Genomic DNA, 15,405 nt, shown 5'->3' with positions numbered 1-15,405 from the left:
CCAAGTGTGTTAATAATTAAGGGAGCAATTCACACTGGCAGCATTAAACGAAAACAAGCGCCCTGCTCATTCTCATTGACCAACATGATGTCCCCATCATGCAGTTGCAACATGCGTTTCACGATCATTAGGCCAAGCCCGCCAGCCGACTGGCGACGCACGCCTGAAAGCAACGATGGACGCTCAAATAATCCCGCTTTTAGCTCTTCAGGAATACCGGTGCCACTGTCGGTCAGTTGAACCCACATCTGTCCGTCTTGATGCCAAAGTTTCACCGCAATATACCCGCCTGAAGGCGTATGGCGGATTGCGTTATCCAAAAGATTGGTCAATACGCGCTCCATCATGTAGATATCGGCGTTGACCAGAGGTAAACCTTTGGGGACATCCGCACTAAGCCTAATCTGGCGAGTTTCAGCGGTAAGCTCAAATTTCTGGAAAACATCCTGCAACAGCTCACTAAACGACATGCGCTCTTTTTGTGGCTTCACTACGCCATATTCTAAGCGCGCCAGCTCAAACAGCTCTTGCGCCAAGCGACCTACTTTCAGGCTCTGCGCGAGTGCAATATCTAAATAGCGTTTACGTTCAGCGTCACTCAAGCTGGATGACTTGACCGACAGGGTTTCTAAATACCCATGTAAAGACGTCAGCGGCGTACGCAAATCATGTGAAATATTGGCAATAAATTCACGGCGTTGTTGATCCTGTTCCGCCAAGGTTTTCCACTGCTCGGCAATACGTTTGGCCATCAAAACAAATGCACGTCTAAGCTGAGTAACTTCATTACTTTTTACGTCAGCGTCTGGCACGCTTAGCGCCATGACCCGCGCATAATCCAACCCTTCCTGTTCAAGTTTGATCACCTGACGGGTGAGTTGACGCACCGGCTTCGTCACCCAGCGGAAAGCCAGCCACCCCGCCAGAGAACCAAACAGCATAATCAACCCCATCGACCAAAACGCAGTAAGCGCCGCCGATCCCATTCGGGCATCATCGGCTAGTCGAGCATAGTCTTCCCCAAGTAACACAACATATAAGTATCCTTCGGTTTTGCCATCGACTTGCAGTGGCGCGACGCTAAAGACTTTTTGCCCATCAATGCTGCGCGGATCATCACCCAAAACGGGCATGCTCTGCCCCTGCATCAGCGCATTGATAGGTTCTAGATTCACATCTCGGCGTTTAATCCGCCCTTCCGGCGCGGCATCTCCGATGATGTGCCCTTGTTTATCTAACAAATAAACCTCTACGCTCGGATTTACCGACATAAGCTGATCAAACAGCTTTTTCACCGAGGTAGGGTTCAGCCCTTGTGGTCCCAAAAGCGTATTGTTTTCAGTGATGTGCTGAGCAAGATTGACCGATAAGCGCTGGATCACCTGCTGACTGTATTGGGTATTGCTGCGAACCTGAAGCCAGCCAGATACCGCACAGCAAGCCACCAGCAACAGCGCAAAAACGAGCGTTAAACGCTGAGAGAGACTCAATCGATTCATTTAGTTACCCGCACCCGACGCCGTAAATTTATAGCCAGAACCCCAAACAGTCAGAATATATTGCGGCTCTGAGGGATCCGCTTCGATCTTGATTCGTAGGCGGTTGATGTGGGTGTTCACCGTATGTTCGTAGCCATCATGTTGATAACCCCAGACCTGATCAAGCAATTGCAAACGCGAAAACACCTTGTCTGGATTTTTGGCGAAAAAATACAAGAGATCAAACTCACGCGGAGTAAGATCGATAGGCTGCTGATTCATCCATACCGCGCGCGCAATAGGGTCGATTGTTAGACCGGCAATATCCAAACGCCCTACATCTATCTGGAGATTACGGCTCATCGCCTCCTGACGGCGAAATAGCGCTTTTACTCGCGCAGCCAGTTCAATCATGGAGAAAGGCTTAGCCACATAGTCATCAGCACCCAGTTCTAACCCCAAAACGCGATGAACTTCGCTAGAACGTGCGCTGATCATAATGATCGGCGTATAGCGCGTCATACTGCGGGCTCGGCGACAAATATCGAGCCCATCAATTCCCGGCAACATCAAATCCAGAATCAGCGCATCCCAGCCGCCTTGCTCTAACATGGACATCCCGGCAATACCATCGGCGGCGTGTTCGATCTGATAGCCTTCATCGCGCAGATGCAAAGCCAGTAGATCGGCAATATGTGAGTCATCTTCTACAATTAGAATTCGCTTCATTCCTTCCATCGCGTTCTCACTCCAAGCTGGATGGTTTATACCCAAGTACCTGCATCTTGAAGGACTACGGGAATATATTCAGTCTACACAGGGTTTGTGTCCTGAGTTATCACAAATAATTTATAACTCGGTGAGGATTTAATGAACACGTGAAGGCAATACTGGCTTCGCCCCTAATTGGATAAGGATCTGACCATGAAAAAAATCATTACCACCGTGATGTGTAGCGCTTTGCTGATGGGTACTGGATTTGCTTTCGCCGCTGATTCAACCAGCACGTCAGACAAAAGCACGCATAGCGATCCGCATAAAATGGATCACACCAGCAAAAAGCCGCAGGAAATGAAAAAGCAACATCTGGACGCCATGCAAAAAGGCGAAGCGCCAAAGCATGATGAAATGAGTAAAGAACAGATGGATAAGCAACCGATGAAATCGGGAGATACAATGAAAAAAACGAGTTCAGGATACTAAAACTGAAATGGCCTAGCCCCGATTAAGGGGCTAGGCAGAAAGATGATCGCCAGATTCACTTTAGCGGCGTATAGATATCAAAGCGATGGTTCTTGGTTGTGGTCGCCGCATGCGCAGGAACATCTGCCAGCGGAGGCGCATAATCTGGTCGCTTCACCACAATGCGTTTCGTGGCCAGAGCACGCGCCGGCGCCAACAATGCGTCAGCATCCAAATCCGCCCCGACCAATGACTGAAACACCCGCATCTCTTTCTTCACTAGCGCACTTTTCTGTTTGTGCGGATACATCGGATCGAGATAAACCACTTCCGGCGCGGGCGTGAGATCTTTCAACGCATCAATACTGGACGCATGCAGCAGCGTTAAACGCTCTTGTAGCCACCCCCCAATTTCTGGATCGGCATAGCCACGCTGCAAGCCGTCGTCGAGCAAAGCCGCCACCACGGGATGGCGCTCTAGCATGCGTACGTGGCAACCCACGGAAGCTAACACGTAGGCATCACGGCCTAAGCCTGCTGTGGCATCCACAACGCTCGGCACATAGCTACCTTTGATGCCTACCGCTTTGGCGACGGCTTCACCACGACCACCGCCAAATTTGCGGCGATGAGCCATGGCTCCCGCGACAAAATCGACAAAAATCGCGCCTAGCTTAGGTTCATCCAGCTTACGCAGTTCTAAATGTTCCGGCGTTAATACCAACGCCATCACCGCTTCAGGATCGTGAACCAGTCCCCAGCGTTCGGCTAAATGCGATAAGGCGCCGCTATCGGCGCCCTCTTCCAACAATAACTGAATACTCAACGAATTAGCCCTTGATGCCATAATGACGCAGCATCGCATCAATTTTAGGCTCACGGCCACGGAAGTTTTTGAAGAGATTCATTGGCTCATCTGAGCCGCCTTGCGACAGGATATTGTCGAGGAATGCACGACCGGTATCGACGTTGAAAATCCCTTCTTCTTCAAAACGAGAGAAAGCATCAGCCGATAACAATTCTGCCCACAGATAGCTGTAATACCCCGCAGCATAACCACCGGCGAAAATGTGGCTAAAGGCATGTGGGAAACGTCCCCAGCTCGGCGATGGCATCACTGCAACCAACGCTTTTACCTCTTTCAACGTCTCAAGAATACGAGCGCCCTGCGCAGGATCAAACTCGGTATGCAGACGGAAGTCGAACATCCCGAACTCTAGCTGACGCAGAATAAACAACGCCGCCTGATAGTTCTTCGCTGCCAGCATTTTATCTAACATTTCCTGAGGCAACGGTTCATTGGTCTGATAGTGACCTGAGATGAACGCCAGCGCCTCTGGCTCCCAGCACCAGTTTTCCATGAACTGGCTTGGCAGCTCGACGGCATCCCACGGCACCCCGTTGATGCCAGAAACACCAGCGGTTTCAATGGTGGTTAGCATGTGGTGCAAACCGTGGCCAAACTCATGGAACAGCGTTGTCACTTCATTGTGAGTGAACAGCGCAGGTTTATCACCGATTGGGCGATTAAAGTTACAGGTTAGATAAGCAACCGGCTTTTGTAAGCTGCCGTCGGCACGACGCAGACGCCCAACGCAGTCATCCATCCATGCCCCGCCGCGCTTGTGTTCGCGCGCGTAGAGGTCAAGATAGAAGCTACCGCGCAGTTCGCCCGTCGCATCATACAGCTCGAAGAAACGAACCTCAGGATTCCACACATCGACATCATGGCGTTCTTTAGCGGTAATACCGTAAATGCGTTTTACTACTTCAAACAAACCACTTAATACGCGCTGCTCAGGGAAGTAAGGACGCAGTTGCTCATCGCTGATGGAATACAGATGCTGTTTCTGTTTTTCGCTGTAGTAAGTGATGTCCCACGCTTCCAACTCAGTCACATCATAGTGCTTGCGGGTAAACTCACGCAGCTCAGCTAATTCCTGAGCACCCTGTGGGCGAGCACGTTCAGCTAAATCATTGAGGAATGCCAGAACCTGCTGTGGGCTCTCTGCCATTTTGGTCGCCAATGATTTATCGGCATAGGATTTAAAGCCCAACAGCTGTGCAAGTTCATGACGCAACTGCAGCGTTTCAGCCATGATTTCGCTGTTGTCCCACTGACCTGCATTTGGTCCTTGATCGGATGCCCGCGTGGTAAACGCCTGATACATCTCATGACGTAGTTCACGGTTATCGGCATAGGTCATGACCGGCAGATAACTTGGAATATCCAGAGTAAGTAGCCACCCTTCCTTTTCTTTGGATTCTGCTAACGCTTTCGCCGCAGCCATCGCACTTTCAGGCAGGCCTGACAGCTCTTTTTCGTCAGTAATCAGCTTGCTCCAACCCATAGTGGCATCTAACACATTATTGCTAAATGCTGAACCCAGCTCGGACAAACGCGCCATGATTTCACCATAACGCTGCTGTTTCTCTTTCGGCAAACCGATGCCGGACAGTTCAAAATCGCGCAGTGAATTTTCTACCGCTTTCTTCTGCGGCTTGGTGAGTACCGCAAAGCCAGCACCCTCTTTCAGACTACGGTAGGCTTGGTATAGCCCCTCATGTTGGCCAACCCACGTGCCATACTCAGACAGCAAAGGTAAACACTGTTCGTAGGCTTCGCGCAGCTCTGGGCTATTTTGTACGGAGTTCAAATGACTGACCGGAGAAAAGATACGGCTCAAACGGTCATCAACTTCAGCCAGTGGCTGGCACAGGTTATCCCACGTAAATGGCGCATCTTGTGCAACCACGCGCTCCACCTCAGCACGACAATCTGCCAGTGCAGCTTTCACCGCAGGAACGATGTCTTCAGGTTTGATTTTAGAAAAGGGTGGCAGTTCGAACGGCGTCAGTAACGGATTGGTCATAAGGAAGCGTCCTGTATAGTTTTGCCATTAACAACAAAGGTTAACGGTCTTAGCCGCAGCAACGCGGCATATGAATAGATTCAACCAGCCCCCCAATTCTACGGGCAACCGGTATAAAATACGCGTTAGATCTAAGATGAGGTTAAGTGTAGCGAAAATCAATGGCTGGCAGGTTCAATCGCTTTGATAGATAATGCCACCCCAGAGCAGGAGAAGCCTCACATGTTAAGTTATCGCCACAGTTTTCACGCCGGCAATCATGCCGATGTCCTCAAGCATACCGTTCAGAGTTTGATCATTGAATCGCTGAAAGAAAAGGATAAGCCTTTCCTTTATCTGGACACGCATTCCGGCGCAGGGCGTTATCAGCTCAGTGGTGAGCATGCTGAAAAAACGGGCGAATACCTAGAAGGTATTGCTCGTATCTGGCAGCGCGACGATATTCCCGCCGAGCTGGAAGCCTATCTTAGCGCGGTAAAACATTTTAACCGCGGAGAGCAACTGCGTTACTACCCTGGTTCGCCGTTGATTGCTCGCCAGTTATTGCGCGATTTTGACAAAATTCATCTGACCGAACTGCATCCGACCGATTTCCCTCTCCTGCGTAATGAATTCGCTAAAGACGAGCGCGCAAAAGTGATGAAAGCTGACGGTTACCAACAGTTGAAATCACAGCTGCCACCCCTGTCGCGCCGTGGTTTCGTGCTAATCGATCCGCCGTACGAGATGAAAACCGATTATCAGGACGTGGTGAAAGGCATTCAGGAAGGCTATAAGCGCTTCGCTACTGGCGTATATGCGTTGTGGTACCCCGTTGTCCTGCGTCAGCAGATCAAACGAATGACGCGCGATTTACAAGACACCGGTATCCGTCGCATTCTGCAAATTGAGCTCGCGGTACGCCCAGACAGCGATCAGCGCGGCATGACCGCTTCCGGCATGATTGTCATTAACCCACCGTGGAAGCTGGAACAGCAAATGCGCGACGTGCTGCCTTGGCTACACAAGGTATTGGTGCCTGAAGGTACTGGCCACGCGAAAGTGGAATGGATTGTGCCTGAGTAAGAAAAGAAAGACGTAAGAAATAACGGAAGTCTCCCTCGGAAGAACTGGGGGAGACAAAATTACCCCTCAAAACTACTCATCATCACCGTCGACGTGCTCTCGAATCAGCGTCATAAACGGTGCACCGAAACGATCCAGTTTACGCTGTCCCACACCGTTAATACTCAGCAATTCGCTGGCGCGAATCGGCATCTGTTCTGCCATTTCTAACAATGTTGCATCGTTGAAAACCACGTATGGTGGAATATTTTCCTCATCGGCAATGGCTTTACGTAGCTTACGCAGTTTGGCAAACAGCTTGCGGTCATAGTTTCCGCCGTAATTTTTACTGGCATGGCTACTGCTGCTGCGTGATTTGAGATTTATCACACGCGGAACAGCAAGCTGTAAAGGCACTTCACCACGTAGCACCGGACGAGCAGACTCCGTCAGCTGTAGCGCGGAATGCATAGCAATATTTTGTGTCACTAATCCTAAATGAATGAGCTGACGCAATACGCTAACCCAGTGCTCGGTGGTGTGATCGCGCCCTAGCCCATAAACCTTGAGTTTGTCATGCCCAAACTCGCGTATACGGGTATTGTTTGCACCGCGCAAAATTTCCACCACGTAACCAATACCAAATCGCTGTCCAACGCGGGCAATGGCCGACAGCGCTTTTTGCGCATCTTCCAAACCATCGTAACGCTTGGGTGGATCGAGACAAATATCACAGTTTCCGCACGATTCCTGTCGCCCTTCCCCAAAGTAATTCAGCAGAACTAAGCGACGGCAGGTCTGTGCTTCGGCAAACGCATTCATCGCATTGAGTTTATGACGCTCAATCTCTTTTTGCTGCCCTTCAGGTTTCTCTTCTAAACAGCGACGTAACCACGCCATATCGGCAGGATCGTAAAGCAACACGGCTTCAGCAGGTAAACCATCGCGCCCAGCACGACCGGTTTCCTGATAGTAAGCTTCAATATTACGTGGAATATCAAAATGAACCACAAAGCGCACGTTAGGCTTGTTGATCCCCATGCCAAACGCCACCGTCGCCACCACAATCTGCAAGTCATCACGCTGAAAAGCGTCTTGCACGGAAGAGCGGTGCTCGTGATCGAGCCCTGCATGGTAGGCTCCGACGCTGAAACCACGGCTTTGCAGACGGGCGGTGGTGTCTTCCACTTTCGCACGGCTGTTACAGTAGATAATGCCGGATTTACCACGCTGCTCTTGAACAAAGCGGATCAGTTGATCGAGCGGTTTGAATTTTTCAATCAGGGTGTAACGAATATTTGGGCGATCAAAGCTGCTGACCTGCACCAGAGGATCGTTGAGCGACAGCAAACGCTCAATATCATTCCGCGTTGCATCGTCGGCGGTCGCGGTTAACGCGATAACCGGAATATCAGGGAAACGCTGTTTTATCAGGCCTAACGCACTATATTCAGGGCGGAAATCATGTCCCCATTGCGAAATACAATGCGCTTCATCGACCGCAAGCAGCGCGGGGTTCCAGTGGGGGAGCTGATCGAGGAAGTTATCCATCATCAACCGCTCTGGCGCGATATACAACAGCTTTATCGCTCCGCTACGACACCCAGCGTAAACTTCCTGTTGCTGTTCACGGTTTTGCGTGGAGTTAAGACACGCAGCGCTCACACCGTTGGCCTGTAGCTGATCGACCTGATCTTTCATCAGAGAAATCAACGGCGAAACCACCAGCGTTAAACCTTCCATGACTAACGCAGGAATCTGATAACACAGAGACTTGCCGCCTCCGGTTGGCATCACAACCAGACAATCCCGGCCAGCGATCGCAGCATTGATAATCGTTTGCTGTCCAGGACGGAATTGCTGATACCCGAACGTATCGCGCAAAACCTGTTCTGCCAGCATTTCTGCGTTGATAACTGCTGCCGTTGCCACGCTGCTCCTCAACCAAAGGGGGTGATAGTAAATACCGGCGCTATTTTAGGCGTATGCACCGGTTTTGTCGTTAGCGGATGTGTGCTGATTACAAATTACATAAAATCGTTGAGCATAATACCGACGCCGAAGCGGGTTTGATTGAAGTCATAGTCAATCATTGACTCACCATAGCCGCTAAATAGCTGAGTATAAAAACGGACACTCTTGGTCAACGGATAGCTCCAGCCCAACTCACCACCGCCATAACCGGTATTCCAGTTATAGTGCCCCTTCGCCGTCAAAACGCTTTCCCCCCATTGATAACCGATCTGGGCTTCGTAATAGCCCATATATTTGGTGATATCTGGATTATCATCTTTGCTGCTGCTTTCAGGGATGCGATACCAGGGTTTAATCTGCGCCTGGAAGTTACCATTTTGCGCCATCAGGCGCGCATAAACGCGGTTCCAACTGCGCGAGGTAGGGTCGGAACGCCCGTTAGACTGATGATTAAAACCCGTTTCAATATCGCGCAGGGTCCAGTCACCAAGCTGATAGTCCGTTGACCAGCCAACAAATAGCTGTGGCTCGTAGTTTGTCTCACGGAAGGGAGAAGAAGCGCTGCGGTTGAAGGCCTGCCACCACGAGCGCTGAGTATAGGACATCCCTAACACCGAATTATCGCCCGCGATACCACGGATGAGAGGGAAGGCCAAACTCAACTGAAATTTAACTTCATCTTTACGTGCGTCATCTGCCCAATCATACGACCGAATAGCTTCTTTATTTACGTCGCTCGTTTCAGTGTAGAGCAGGTAGTTCGTATCATAAGGGTAAAGCGTGAATGGGTTATCGTGCTCGAGTAGCATGTTCGCGATAATGCTACCTTTCACCAATGGCTTATCGTGAACCTGCTTTACCGTAGCCTCTTCCGCCTGAACCGCCGCAGAAACTGCTAGCAGTCCCGCTAACATCATCCATCCCATCCGCATTATTGATACCCCTTCGAGGAAATAGTTACGCCATAAATGATTTAAAGGCGACATTCTACACGGAAGGGGCGCTGCGTGAACGTTCATCATTCTTATTGGCGCTGGAAACAAACAATCATTAAGCATAATATCAACATAAAATTAACAATAACGTTTGTATGTCATCTGCGAAAGAAAGGAACGTTCCATGTCCCCCACTTTTTTAACCCGTGAAAAAGCTAGCGCACTGATTAGTGAAATCTTCGTTTACCACATGCCGTTTAACCGTTCTCTGGGTTTAGAGCTTCAGCGCTTCGAGGCGGACTATGCCGAGCTGGTTTTCGATTCCAAAGAGATGTTAGTGGGTAACGCACATCAGAAGATTTTACACGGCGGCGTTATCGCATCGGTGCTAGACGTATGCGCGGGGCTGGTTTGCGTGGGCTCCGCGCTGCTGCGCCACGATGAAATCACACAAGAGGAGTTGTTGGCTCGGCTATCGAAAATGGGCACCATCGATATGCGGGTAGACTATCTGCGCCCTGGACGCGGTGAGCGTTTCACCGCTAGCGGCAGCCTATTACGTGCCGGTAATAAAGTTGCCGTAGCGCGTGTAGAACTCCACAACGAACAAAACCTCCACATCGCTTCAGCGACCGCCACGTATATGGTCGGATAGGCAGCATTTTTTACCGGTTTCTCACGAAATCTTGGGATAAGTTAGGGTTAATAGGATCATCTCCGTTACCACTATGAAACATTCCGGGAAAATACAGTAGACTCAGCGCCTATTCATTTTTTCGGAAGTGTTTCATGGATTCGCAACAAACTCGTCATGGCATTCTGTTTGCTCTGGCTGCCTATTTTATCTGGGGCATAGCGCCTGCTTATTTCAAGCTGATTCAGCAGGTTCCACCCACTGAAATCCTGACCCACCGCGTAATCTGGTCATTCTTCTTCATGCTGGTCTTGCTTTCACTGAGCAAAAACTGGTCTAAGGTACGCGCGCTGGCCAAAACGCCTGCCAAGATCGGCTTGCTGGCACTTAGCGCCTGTTTAATCGGCGGCAACTGGCTGCTGTTTATCTGGGCGGTAAACAATAACCATATGCTCGAGGCCAGCCTCGGATACTTTATTAATCCGCTGGTAAACGTTTTGCTCGGGGTTGTTTTCCTCGGTGAGCGCTTCCGCAGGATGCAGTGGATTGCGTTAGCTCTCGCCGTTTGTGGTGTGCTCATTCAGCTGTGGAAATTTGGCTCGGTGCCAGTTATTTCACTCGGGCTGGCGTTCAGCTTTGCATTTTATGGTTTGATTCGTAAGAAAATCGCGGTCGATGCTCAAACCGGTATGCTGATTGAAACTCTGTGGTTACTGCCCGTTGCCGCTATTTATCTATTTGGCATCGCTGACAGTGCGACCAGCCACCTGAGCGCAAACCCAATCTCGCTTAACCTACTGCTGATCGCTGCAGGTATTGTCACAACGATTCCACTGCTGTTCTTCACCGCTGCCGCGACGCGCCTGCGGTTGTCCACGCTAGGTTTCTTCCAGTACCTTGGCCCAACGCTGATGTTTATTCTGGCCATCACGTTTTACAACGAGCAGATGACGCAGGATAAACTAGTTGCCTTCGGCTTTATCTGGGCGGCACTGTTACTGTTTATTCTGGATGCACTGTATACGCAGAGAAAGTTGCGGAGCTAACGCGGATATCCCTCCCCATCAAGGGGAGGGATGAGAGGAAATACTGCGGGTTACAGCCAGTTTTTACGTTTGAAATATAAATACGGCGCAAGTCCTGCCAACAACATCAAGCCAATCGCCCCCGGATAACCGAACGACCATTTCAGCTCCGGCATGAACTCAAAGTTCATACCATAGCTGGATGCCACCAGCGTCGGTGGCAGGAACACCACGGATACCACCGAGAAGATCTTGATGATGCGGTTCTGCTCAATGTTGATAAAGCCCATTGCCGCCTGCATCAAGAAGTTAACTTTCTGGAACAGGGATTCGTTGTGTGGCAACAGGGATTCGATATCTCGCAGCACTTCGCGCGCCTGTTCTAACTGGCTAGCAGGCAAACGTGCTTTACGAACCAAGAAGTTAAGTGCTCGCTGGGTATCCATCAAACACAAACGCACTTTCCAGCCGATATCTTCCAGTTCCGCCAGCGTCGAAAGCGCCTCATCGTACTCATCACCCTGATGACCTTCCATGATGACGCGGCTTAGCTTTTCCAAATCGCTGTAGATGTTTTCGATTTCATCCGCTAACTGCTCAATTTTGGTTTCGAACAGATCGAGCAACAGCTCATAGGCATTGCCATCGGCCAGCATCTGGTTTCGCGCCCGCATGCGATACAAGCGAAATGCAGGAAGCTCGCGCTCGCGTAGCGTATACAAGCGACCATCGCGGATGGTAAATGCCACGGTGGAGTTACCCGCGTGATCTTCCGCATCCTCATAATAGAAGAATGAGTGAATATGTAGGCCGTCTTCATCTTCAAAGAAACGTGCAGATGCTTCGATATCATCCAACTCTGGGCGAGTTGCCAGACTTTGCCCTAGCTCATCTTGAACTCGTTGACGCTCATCTTCTTCCGGCTCGACCAAATCGACCCACAAAGATGATGTCAGATCTTCCGTGTCATCCAGCTCCAGACGGGATAAGCGGCTGTTGTCTAATCTAAATGCACTTAGCATGCTTTTAAACTCCGTTGCGGTGACATTAAGGATCACGCATGGAGCACAGGAAACAAACGAGGGGTAGCGTCACCTAGCTGTTTCAGACCATATCAGATCTGACTCATAGCGACATAAAGAAGTCGCTGACAACCACGAAGGCTATCAGCATAAGTGGATAGCCTTAGAAGTTGTACCCGCAAACGGGTTCATTGAGCCAGTATCTACTGGGTGTGTCCAAGGCGTATGTCCTCACAGATAATAGTGCGCGCATGTTACGCCGATACGAAAAAGCCTGTCAACTGGCGTTGTGAGTAATTACAGAACATTATTCGCTCAGGATGTTTCATACCAAAATATTTATGAGTCCCGCCCTCACCACCGCATTTGCATAAAGGCTGCCACATAAAAATCATATCGTTAAATACGCCCTTCTATTACCTTATACCAAAGCATCCATCATATGGACTCTACAAGTCCTAAAATCAGGCAAACCCAATGAAACAAATCACTTTTGATGACCTGAAACAGCAAAGCGCCACGGCAGCAGCGGCCCCTCGATTACGTGCCCATCGCAATTTCCATCCCGAACTGAGCGATCCCGTGCAGCGACTCGCGATTGCCATGGAGCCTGGCACCTATATTCGTCCACACCGACATCCGCACACCTTTGAACTCCTGCTACCGCTGAGTGGGCGCTTTCTCGTGCTGAACTTTGATGAGAGCGGCTGCGTAACTCGTCGCGTGGTATTGGGCGAAGAGTGTGCCGCATTAGAAATGGATGCAGGCACATGGCATTCAGTGCTGTCTCTGGATAACGGCGGCGTGATTTTTGAGGTTAAACACGGTGGCTATGTGCCAGTCAGTGAGCAAGATTCTGCACCTTGGGCTCCAGCCGAAGGAGAGACAGGGACTCAGGTACTCATGACGTGGTACGCACAAGCGCAAATTGGGGATAAATACTGCAGCTGATGAGCTGATTCATCCTAGCTCCATACACCGTAAAAAGAGCTAGGATGACAGAAAATGGTTACATCGCCTCTAGCTTGGCATAGGCGGCAACCAGCCACTTGATGCCTTCGCCCTGAAACGCAATCTGTAGACGACTATGTTCTCCGCTGCCTTCCAGATTGATTACCGTACCTTCACCAAAGGTGGCATGTTTAACGCGCTGCCCCAGCTTGAATCCGCTGTCGTTGGCGCTAATTGGCGTTCCCATGCTGGCATGTTTTACCGGACGTGTAACGCTGGCTCGCAGACGAACCTCCTCCACGCACTCTTCCGGCAATTCGCCAATGAAGCGAGAAGGACGATGGTAAACTTCTTTGCCATACAGTCGGCGAGTTTCCGCGTAGGTTATCGTTAGCTTGCGCATCGCTCGCGTTACGCCAACGTAGGCCAAACGGCGTTCCTCTTCCAAACGTCCACCCTCGTCCAGCGACATTTGGCTTGGGAACATTCCCTCTTCCATTCCCACGATGAATACCTGAGGAAACTCTAAACCTTTCGCCGAGTGCAACGTCATCAGTTGAACGGCGTCCTGATAGGCGTCTGCCTGCCCTTCACCGGCCTCAAGCGCTGCATGTGATAGGAATGCCTGCAATGGCAGCAAGTCTTCGTCTTCATCCTCGTAGCTGTACTGACGCGTTGCGGTCACCAGCTCTTCCAAGTTCTCAATTCGCGTCTGGCCTTTTTCGCCCTTTTCCTGCTCATACATCTGACGCAAACCAGAATCACGTACCACCCGATCCGTTTGTACATGCAGCGGCATATCCGCCGTATCACTTGCCAGAGCATCAATCAGCTCGATAAAACGCTGTAACGCCCCCGATGCGCGGCCTGCAAATACTTTCTCTTGGATGAGCTCATGGGTCGCCTGCCATAGCGTCAGTTGGCGATCGCGCGCCGCCTGACGAATCACATCGAGAGTACGATCGCCAATCCCACGCGTTGGCGTATTTACCACGCGCTCATAGGCTGCATCGTCATTACGGTTGGAAATTAGGCGTAAATAAGCCAACGCATCCTTGATTTCCTGACGTTCGAAGAACCGCTGCCCACCATAAATACGGTATGGCATCGCAACCTGTAGCAATGCCTCTTCCAATACACGTGATTGGGCGTTGCTGCGATACAGAATTGCGCAGTCATTTAAGGACCCGCCGTTGTCCTGCCAAGCTTTGATGCGGTTAACGACAAAACGTGATTCGTCTAATTCGTTAAACGCACAGTAGAGCGAAATCTTTTCGCCGTCGCCGTCTTCCGTCCACAGTTTTTTCCCCAAACGCCCGTCGTTGTTTTCAATCAGGGCGTTGGCTGCTTTCAAAATATTGCTGGTTGAACGGTAGTTCTGTTCCAAACGAATGGTTTCCGCGCCGGGAAAATCATCCAGAAAACGTTGGATGTTTTCTACCTGCGCACCGCGCCAGCCGTAGATTGACTGGTCATCATCCCCCACGATCATCACTTTGCCCGTGTTACCGGCCAGCATTTGGATCCAAGCGTATTGAATGCGGTTAGTATCTTGAAATTCGTCCACCAAAATATTGGTGAAGCGTTCGCGGTAATGATTGAGAATTTGCGGCTTATTGAGCCACAGCTCATGAGCGCGAAGCAGCAGCTCGGCGAAATCGACTAAACCTGCGCGGTCGCAAGCCTCTTGATATGCCTGATAGACACGCAGCCAGGTTTGTTCTACCGGATTGCCATAGCTTTCGATGTGTTGCGGACGTAGGCCATCATCTTTTTTATTGTTGATGTACCACATGCCCTGACGCGGCGGCCACTGTTTCTCGTCAAGATTAAGCGCTTTAACAATACGCTTGAGCAAACGCAGTTGGTCGTCGCTGTCGAGAATTTGGAAATCCTGCGGCAAATTAGCATCCAAATGATGCGCGCGCAGTAAGCGGTGTGCCAAACCGTGGAAAGTACCAATCCACATCCCGCCTTGGCTCGTACCAATCAGGTGCTCGATACGGTGGCGCATTTCTGCAGCCGCTTTGTTGGTGAACGTTACCGCCATAATTGAGTATGGCGAACAGTTTTCTACCGACAACAACCACGCGATGCGATGTACCAGCACGCGAGTTTTGCCGCTTCCGGCTCCAGCCAGCACCAGAAGATTGCTGCGCGGCGCAGCAACGGCTTCGCGTTGTTTATCATTAAGGCTGTTGAGCAGATCGGAAACGTCCATAGGCACCGTTTTAAAATGGGGAAATAGGCGCTTCGTTAAACGAAATACGTCTTTTTCACTGGGAAT

Annotated in this window: 13 protein-coding genes; 5 read left to right on the top strand and 8 right to left on the bottom strand. The window is 50.4% G+C overall.

Going from position 1 to position 15,405, the window contains the following annotated elements; translation table 11 throughout:
- Window positions 1–29: 29 nt before the first annotated feature.
- The gene (locus tag HMPREF3091_RS10320) at window positions 30–1,499 is read right to left on the bottom strand and encodes a sensor histidine kinase (RefSeq protein ID WP_070715673.1); all 1,470 of its coding nucleotides are present in this window, start codon (window positions 1,497–1,499) and stop codon (window positions 30–32) included.
- The gene (locus tag HMPREF3091_RS10315; protein WP_083321407.1) at window positions 1,500–2,216 is read right to left on the bottom strand and encodes a response regulator transcription factor; all 717 of its coding nucleotides are present in this window, start codon (window positions 2,214–2,216) and stop codon (window positions 1,500–1,502) included.
- Between the two features lie 186 nt (window positions 2,217–2,402).
- Here HMPREF3091_RS10315 and HMPREF3091_RS10310 point away from each other — a divergent pair, with 186 nt between their 5' ends.
- Complete coding sequence (locus HMPREF3091_RS10310; protein ID WP_004089325.1) at window positions 2,403–2,681, top strand: hypothetical protein; 279 nt, start codon at window positions 2,403–2,405, stop codon at window positions 2,679–2,681.
- Between the two features lie 55 nt (window positions 2,682–2,736).
- Here HMPREF3091_RS10310 and rsmJ read toward each other — a convergent pair whose 3' ends face one another.
- Together rsmJ and prlC are read right to left on the bottom strand one after the other, a co-directional pair.
- Window positions 2,737–3,507, bottom strand: a complete 771-nt coding sequence (gene rsmJ, locus HMPREF3091_RS10305; protein WP_193763986.1) for a 16S rRNA (guanine(1516)-N(2))-methyltransferase RsmJ — start codon at window positions 3,505–3,507, stop codon at window positions 2,737–2,739.
- Complete coding sequence (prlC, locus tag HMPREF3091_RS10300) at window positions 3,491–5,533, bottom strand: oligopeptidase A (RefSeq protein WP_070715671.1); 2,043 nt, start codon at window positions 5,531–5,533, stop codon at window positions 3,491–3,493. Before prlC ends, rsmJ begins: the two co-directional genes overlap by 17 nt.
- A 222-nt stretch (window positions 5,534–5,755) precedes the next feature.
- Here prlC and HMPREF3091_RS10295 point away from each other — a divergent pair, with 222 nt between their 5' ends.
- A complete protein-coding gene (locus tag HMPREF3091_RS10295) occupies window positions 5,756–6,598 on the top strand; it encodes a 23S rRNA (adenine(2030)-N(6))-methyltransferase RlmJ (protein WP_008815858.1) in 843 nt (280 codons plus the stop codon).
- Window positions 6,599–6,670: 72 nt separating this feature from the next.
- Here HMPREF3091_RS10295 and recQ read toward each other — a convergent pair whose 3' ends face one another.
- Both recQ and pldA read right to left on the bottom strand, forming a co-directional pair.
- Window positions 6,671–8,509, bottom strand: coding sequence for an ATP-dependent DNA helicase RecQ (recQ, locus tag HMPREF3091_RS10290; protein WP_004089311.1), 1,839 nt, complete (start codon window positions 8,507–8,509; stop codon window positions 6,671–6,673).
- 95 nt (window positions 8,510–8,604) lie between these two features.
- Complete coding sequence (gene pldA / locus HMPREF3091_RS10285; RefSeq protein WP_004089309.1) at window positions 8,605–9,483, bottom strand: phospholipase A; 879 nt, start codon at window positions 9,481–9,483, stop codon at window positions 8,605–8,607.
- A 187-nt stretch (window positions 9,484–9,670) separates the two neighbouring features.
- On the opposite strand from pldA, the gene HMPREF3091_RS10280 reads away from it, so the two are divergent.
- The gene (locus tag HMPREF3091_RS10280; RefSeq protein WP_008815855.1) at window positions 9,671–10,141 is read left to right on the top strand and encodes a thioesterase family protein; all 471 of its coding nucleotides are present in this window, start codon (window positions 9,671–9,673) and stop codon (window positions 10,139–10,141) included.
- Between the two features lie 134 nt (window positions 10,142–10,275).
- A complete protein-coding gene (gene rarD, locus HMPREF3091_RS10275) occupies window positions 10,276–11,166 on the top strand; it encodes an EamA family transporter RarD (protein WP_004089305.1) in 891 nt (296 codons plus the stop codon).
- A gap of 50 nt (window positions 11,167–11,216) precedes the next feature.
- Here the strand turns inward: rarD and corA are convergent, their stop codons facing one another.
- Window positions 11,217–12,167, bottom strand: a complete 951-nt coding sequence (gene corA, locus HMPREF3091_RS10270; protein ID WP_008815853.1) for a magnesium/cobalt transporter CorA — start codon at window positions 12,165–12,167, stop codon at window positions 11,217–11,219.
- 477 nt (window positions 12,168–12,644) lie between these two features.
- On the opposite strand from corA, the gene HMPREF3091_RS10265 reads away from it, so the two are divergent.
- Window positions 12,645–13,118: a WbuC family cupin fold metalloprotein gene (locus tag HMPREF3091_RS10265; RefSeq protein WP_070715668.1), complete on the top strand. Its 474-nt coding sequence runs from the start codon at window positions 12,645–12,647 to the stop codon at window positions 13,116–13,118.
- Window positions 13,119–13,176: 58 nt separating this feature from the next.
- On the opposite strand, the gene uvrD is transcribed toward HMPREF3091_RS10265, so the two are convergent.
- On the bottom strand, window positions 13,177–15,339 hold the full coding sequence (gene uvrD / locus HMPREF3091_RS10260; RefSeq protein ID WP_004089297.1) for a DNA helicase II: 2,163 nt from the start codon (window positions 15,337–15,339) through the stop codon (window positions 13,177–13,179).
- Between the last annotated feature and the right edge of the window lie 66 nt (window positions 15,340–15,405).

The organism is Hafnia sp. HMSC23F03 (genome assembly GCF_001816025.1).
GTDB classification, from domain to species: Bacteria; Pseudomonadota; Gammaproteobacteria; order Enterobacterales; family Enterobacteriaceae; genus Hafnia; species Hafnia paralvei.
The sequence above is the reverse complement of the archived record's forward strand: the minus strand, read 5'-3'. Positions and strand labels throughout refer to the sequence as shown.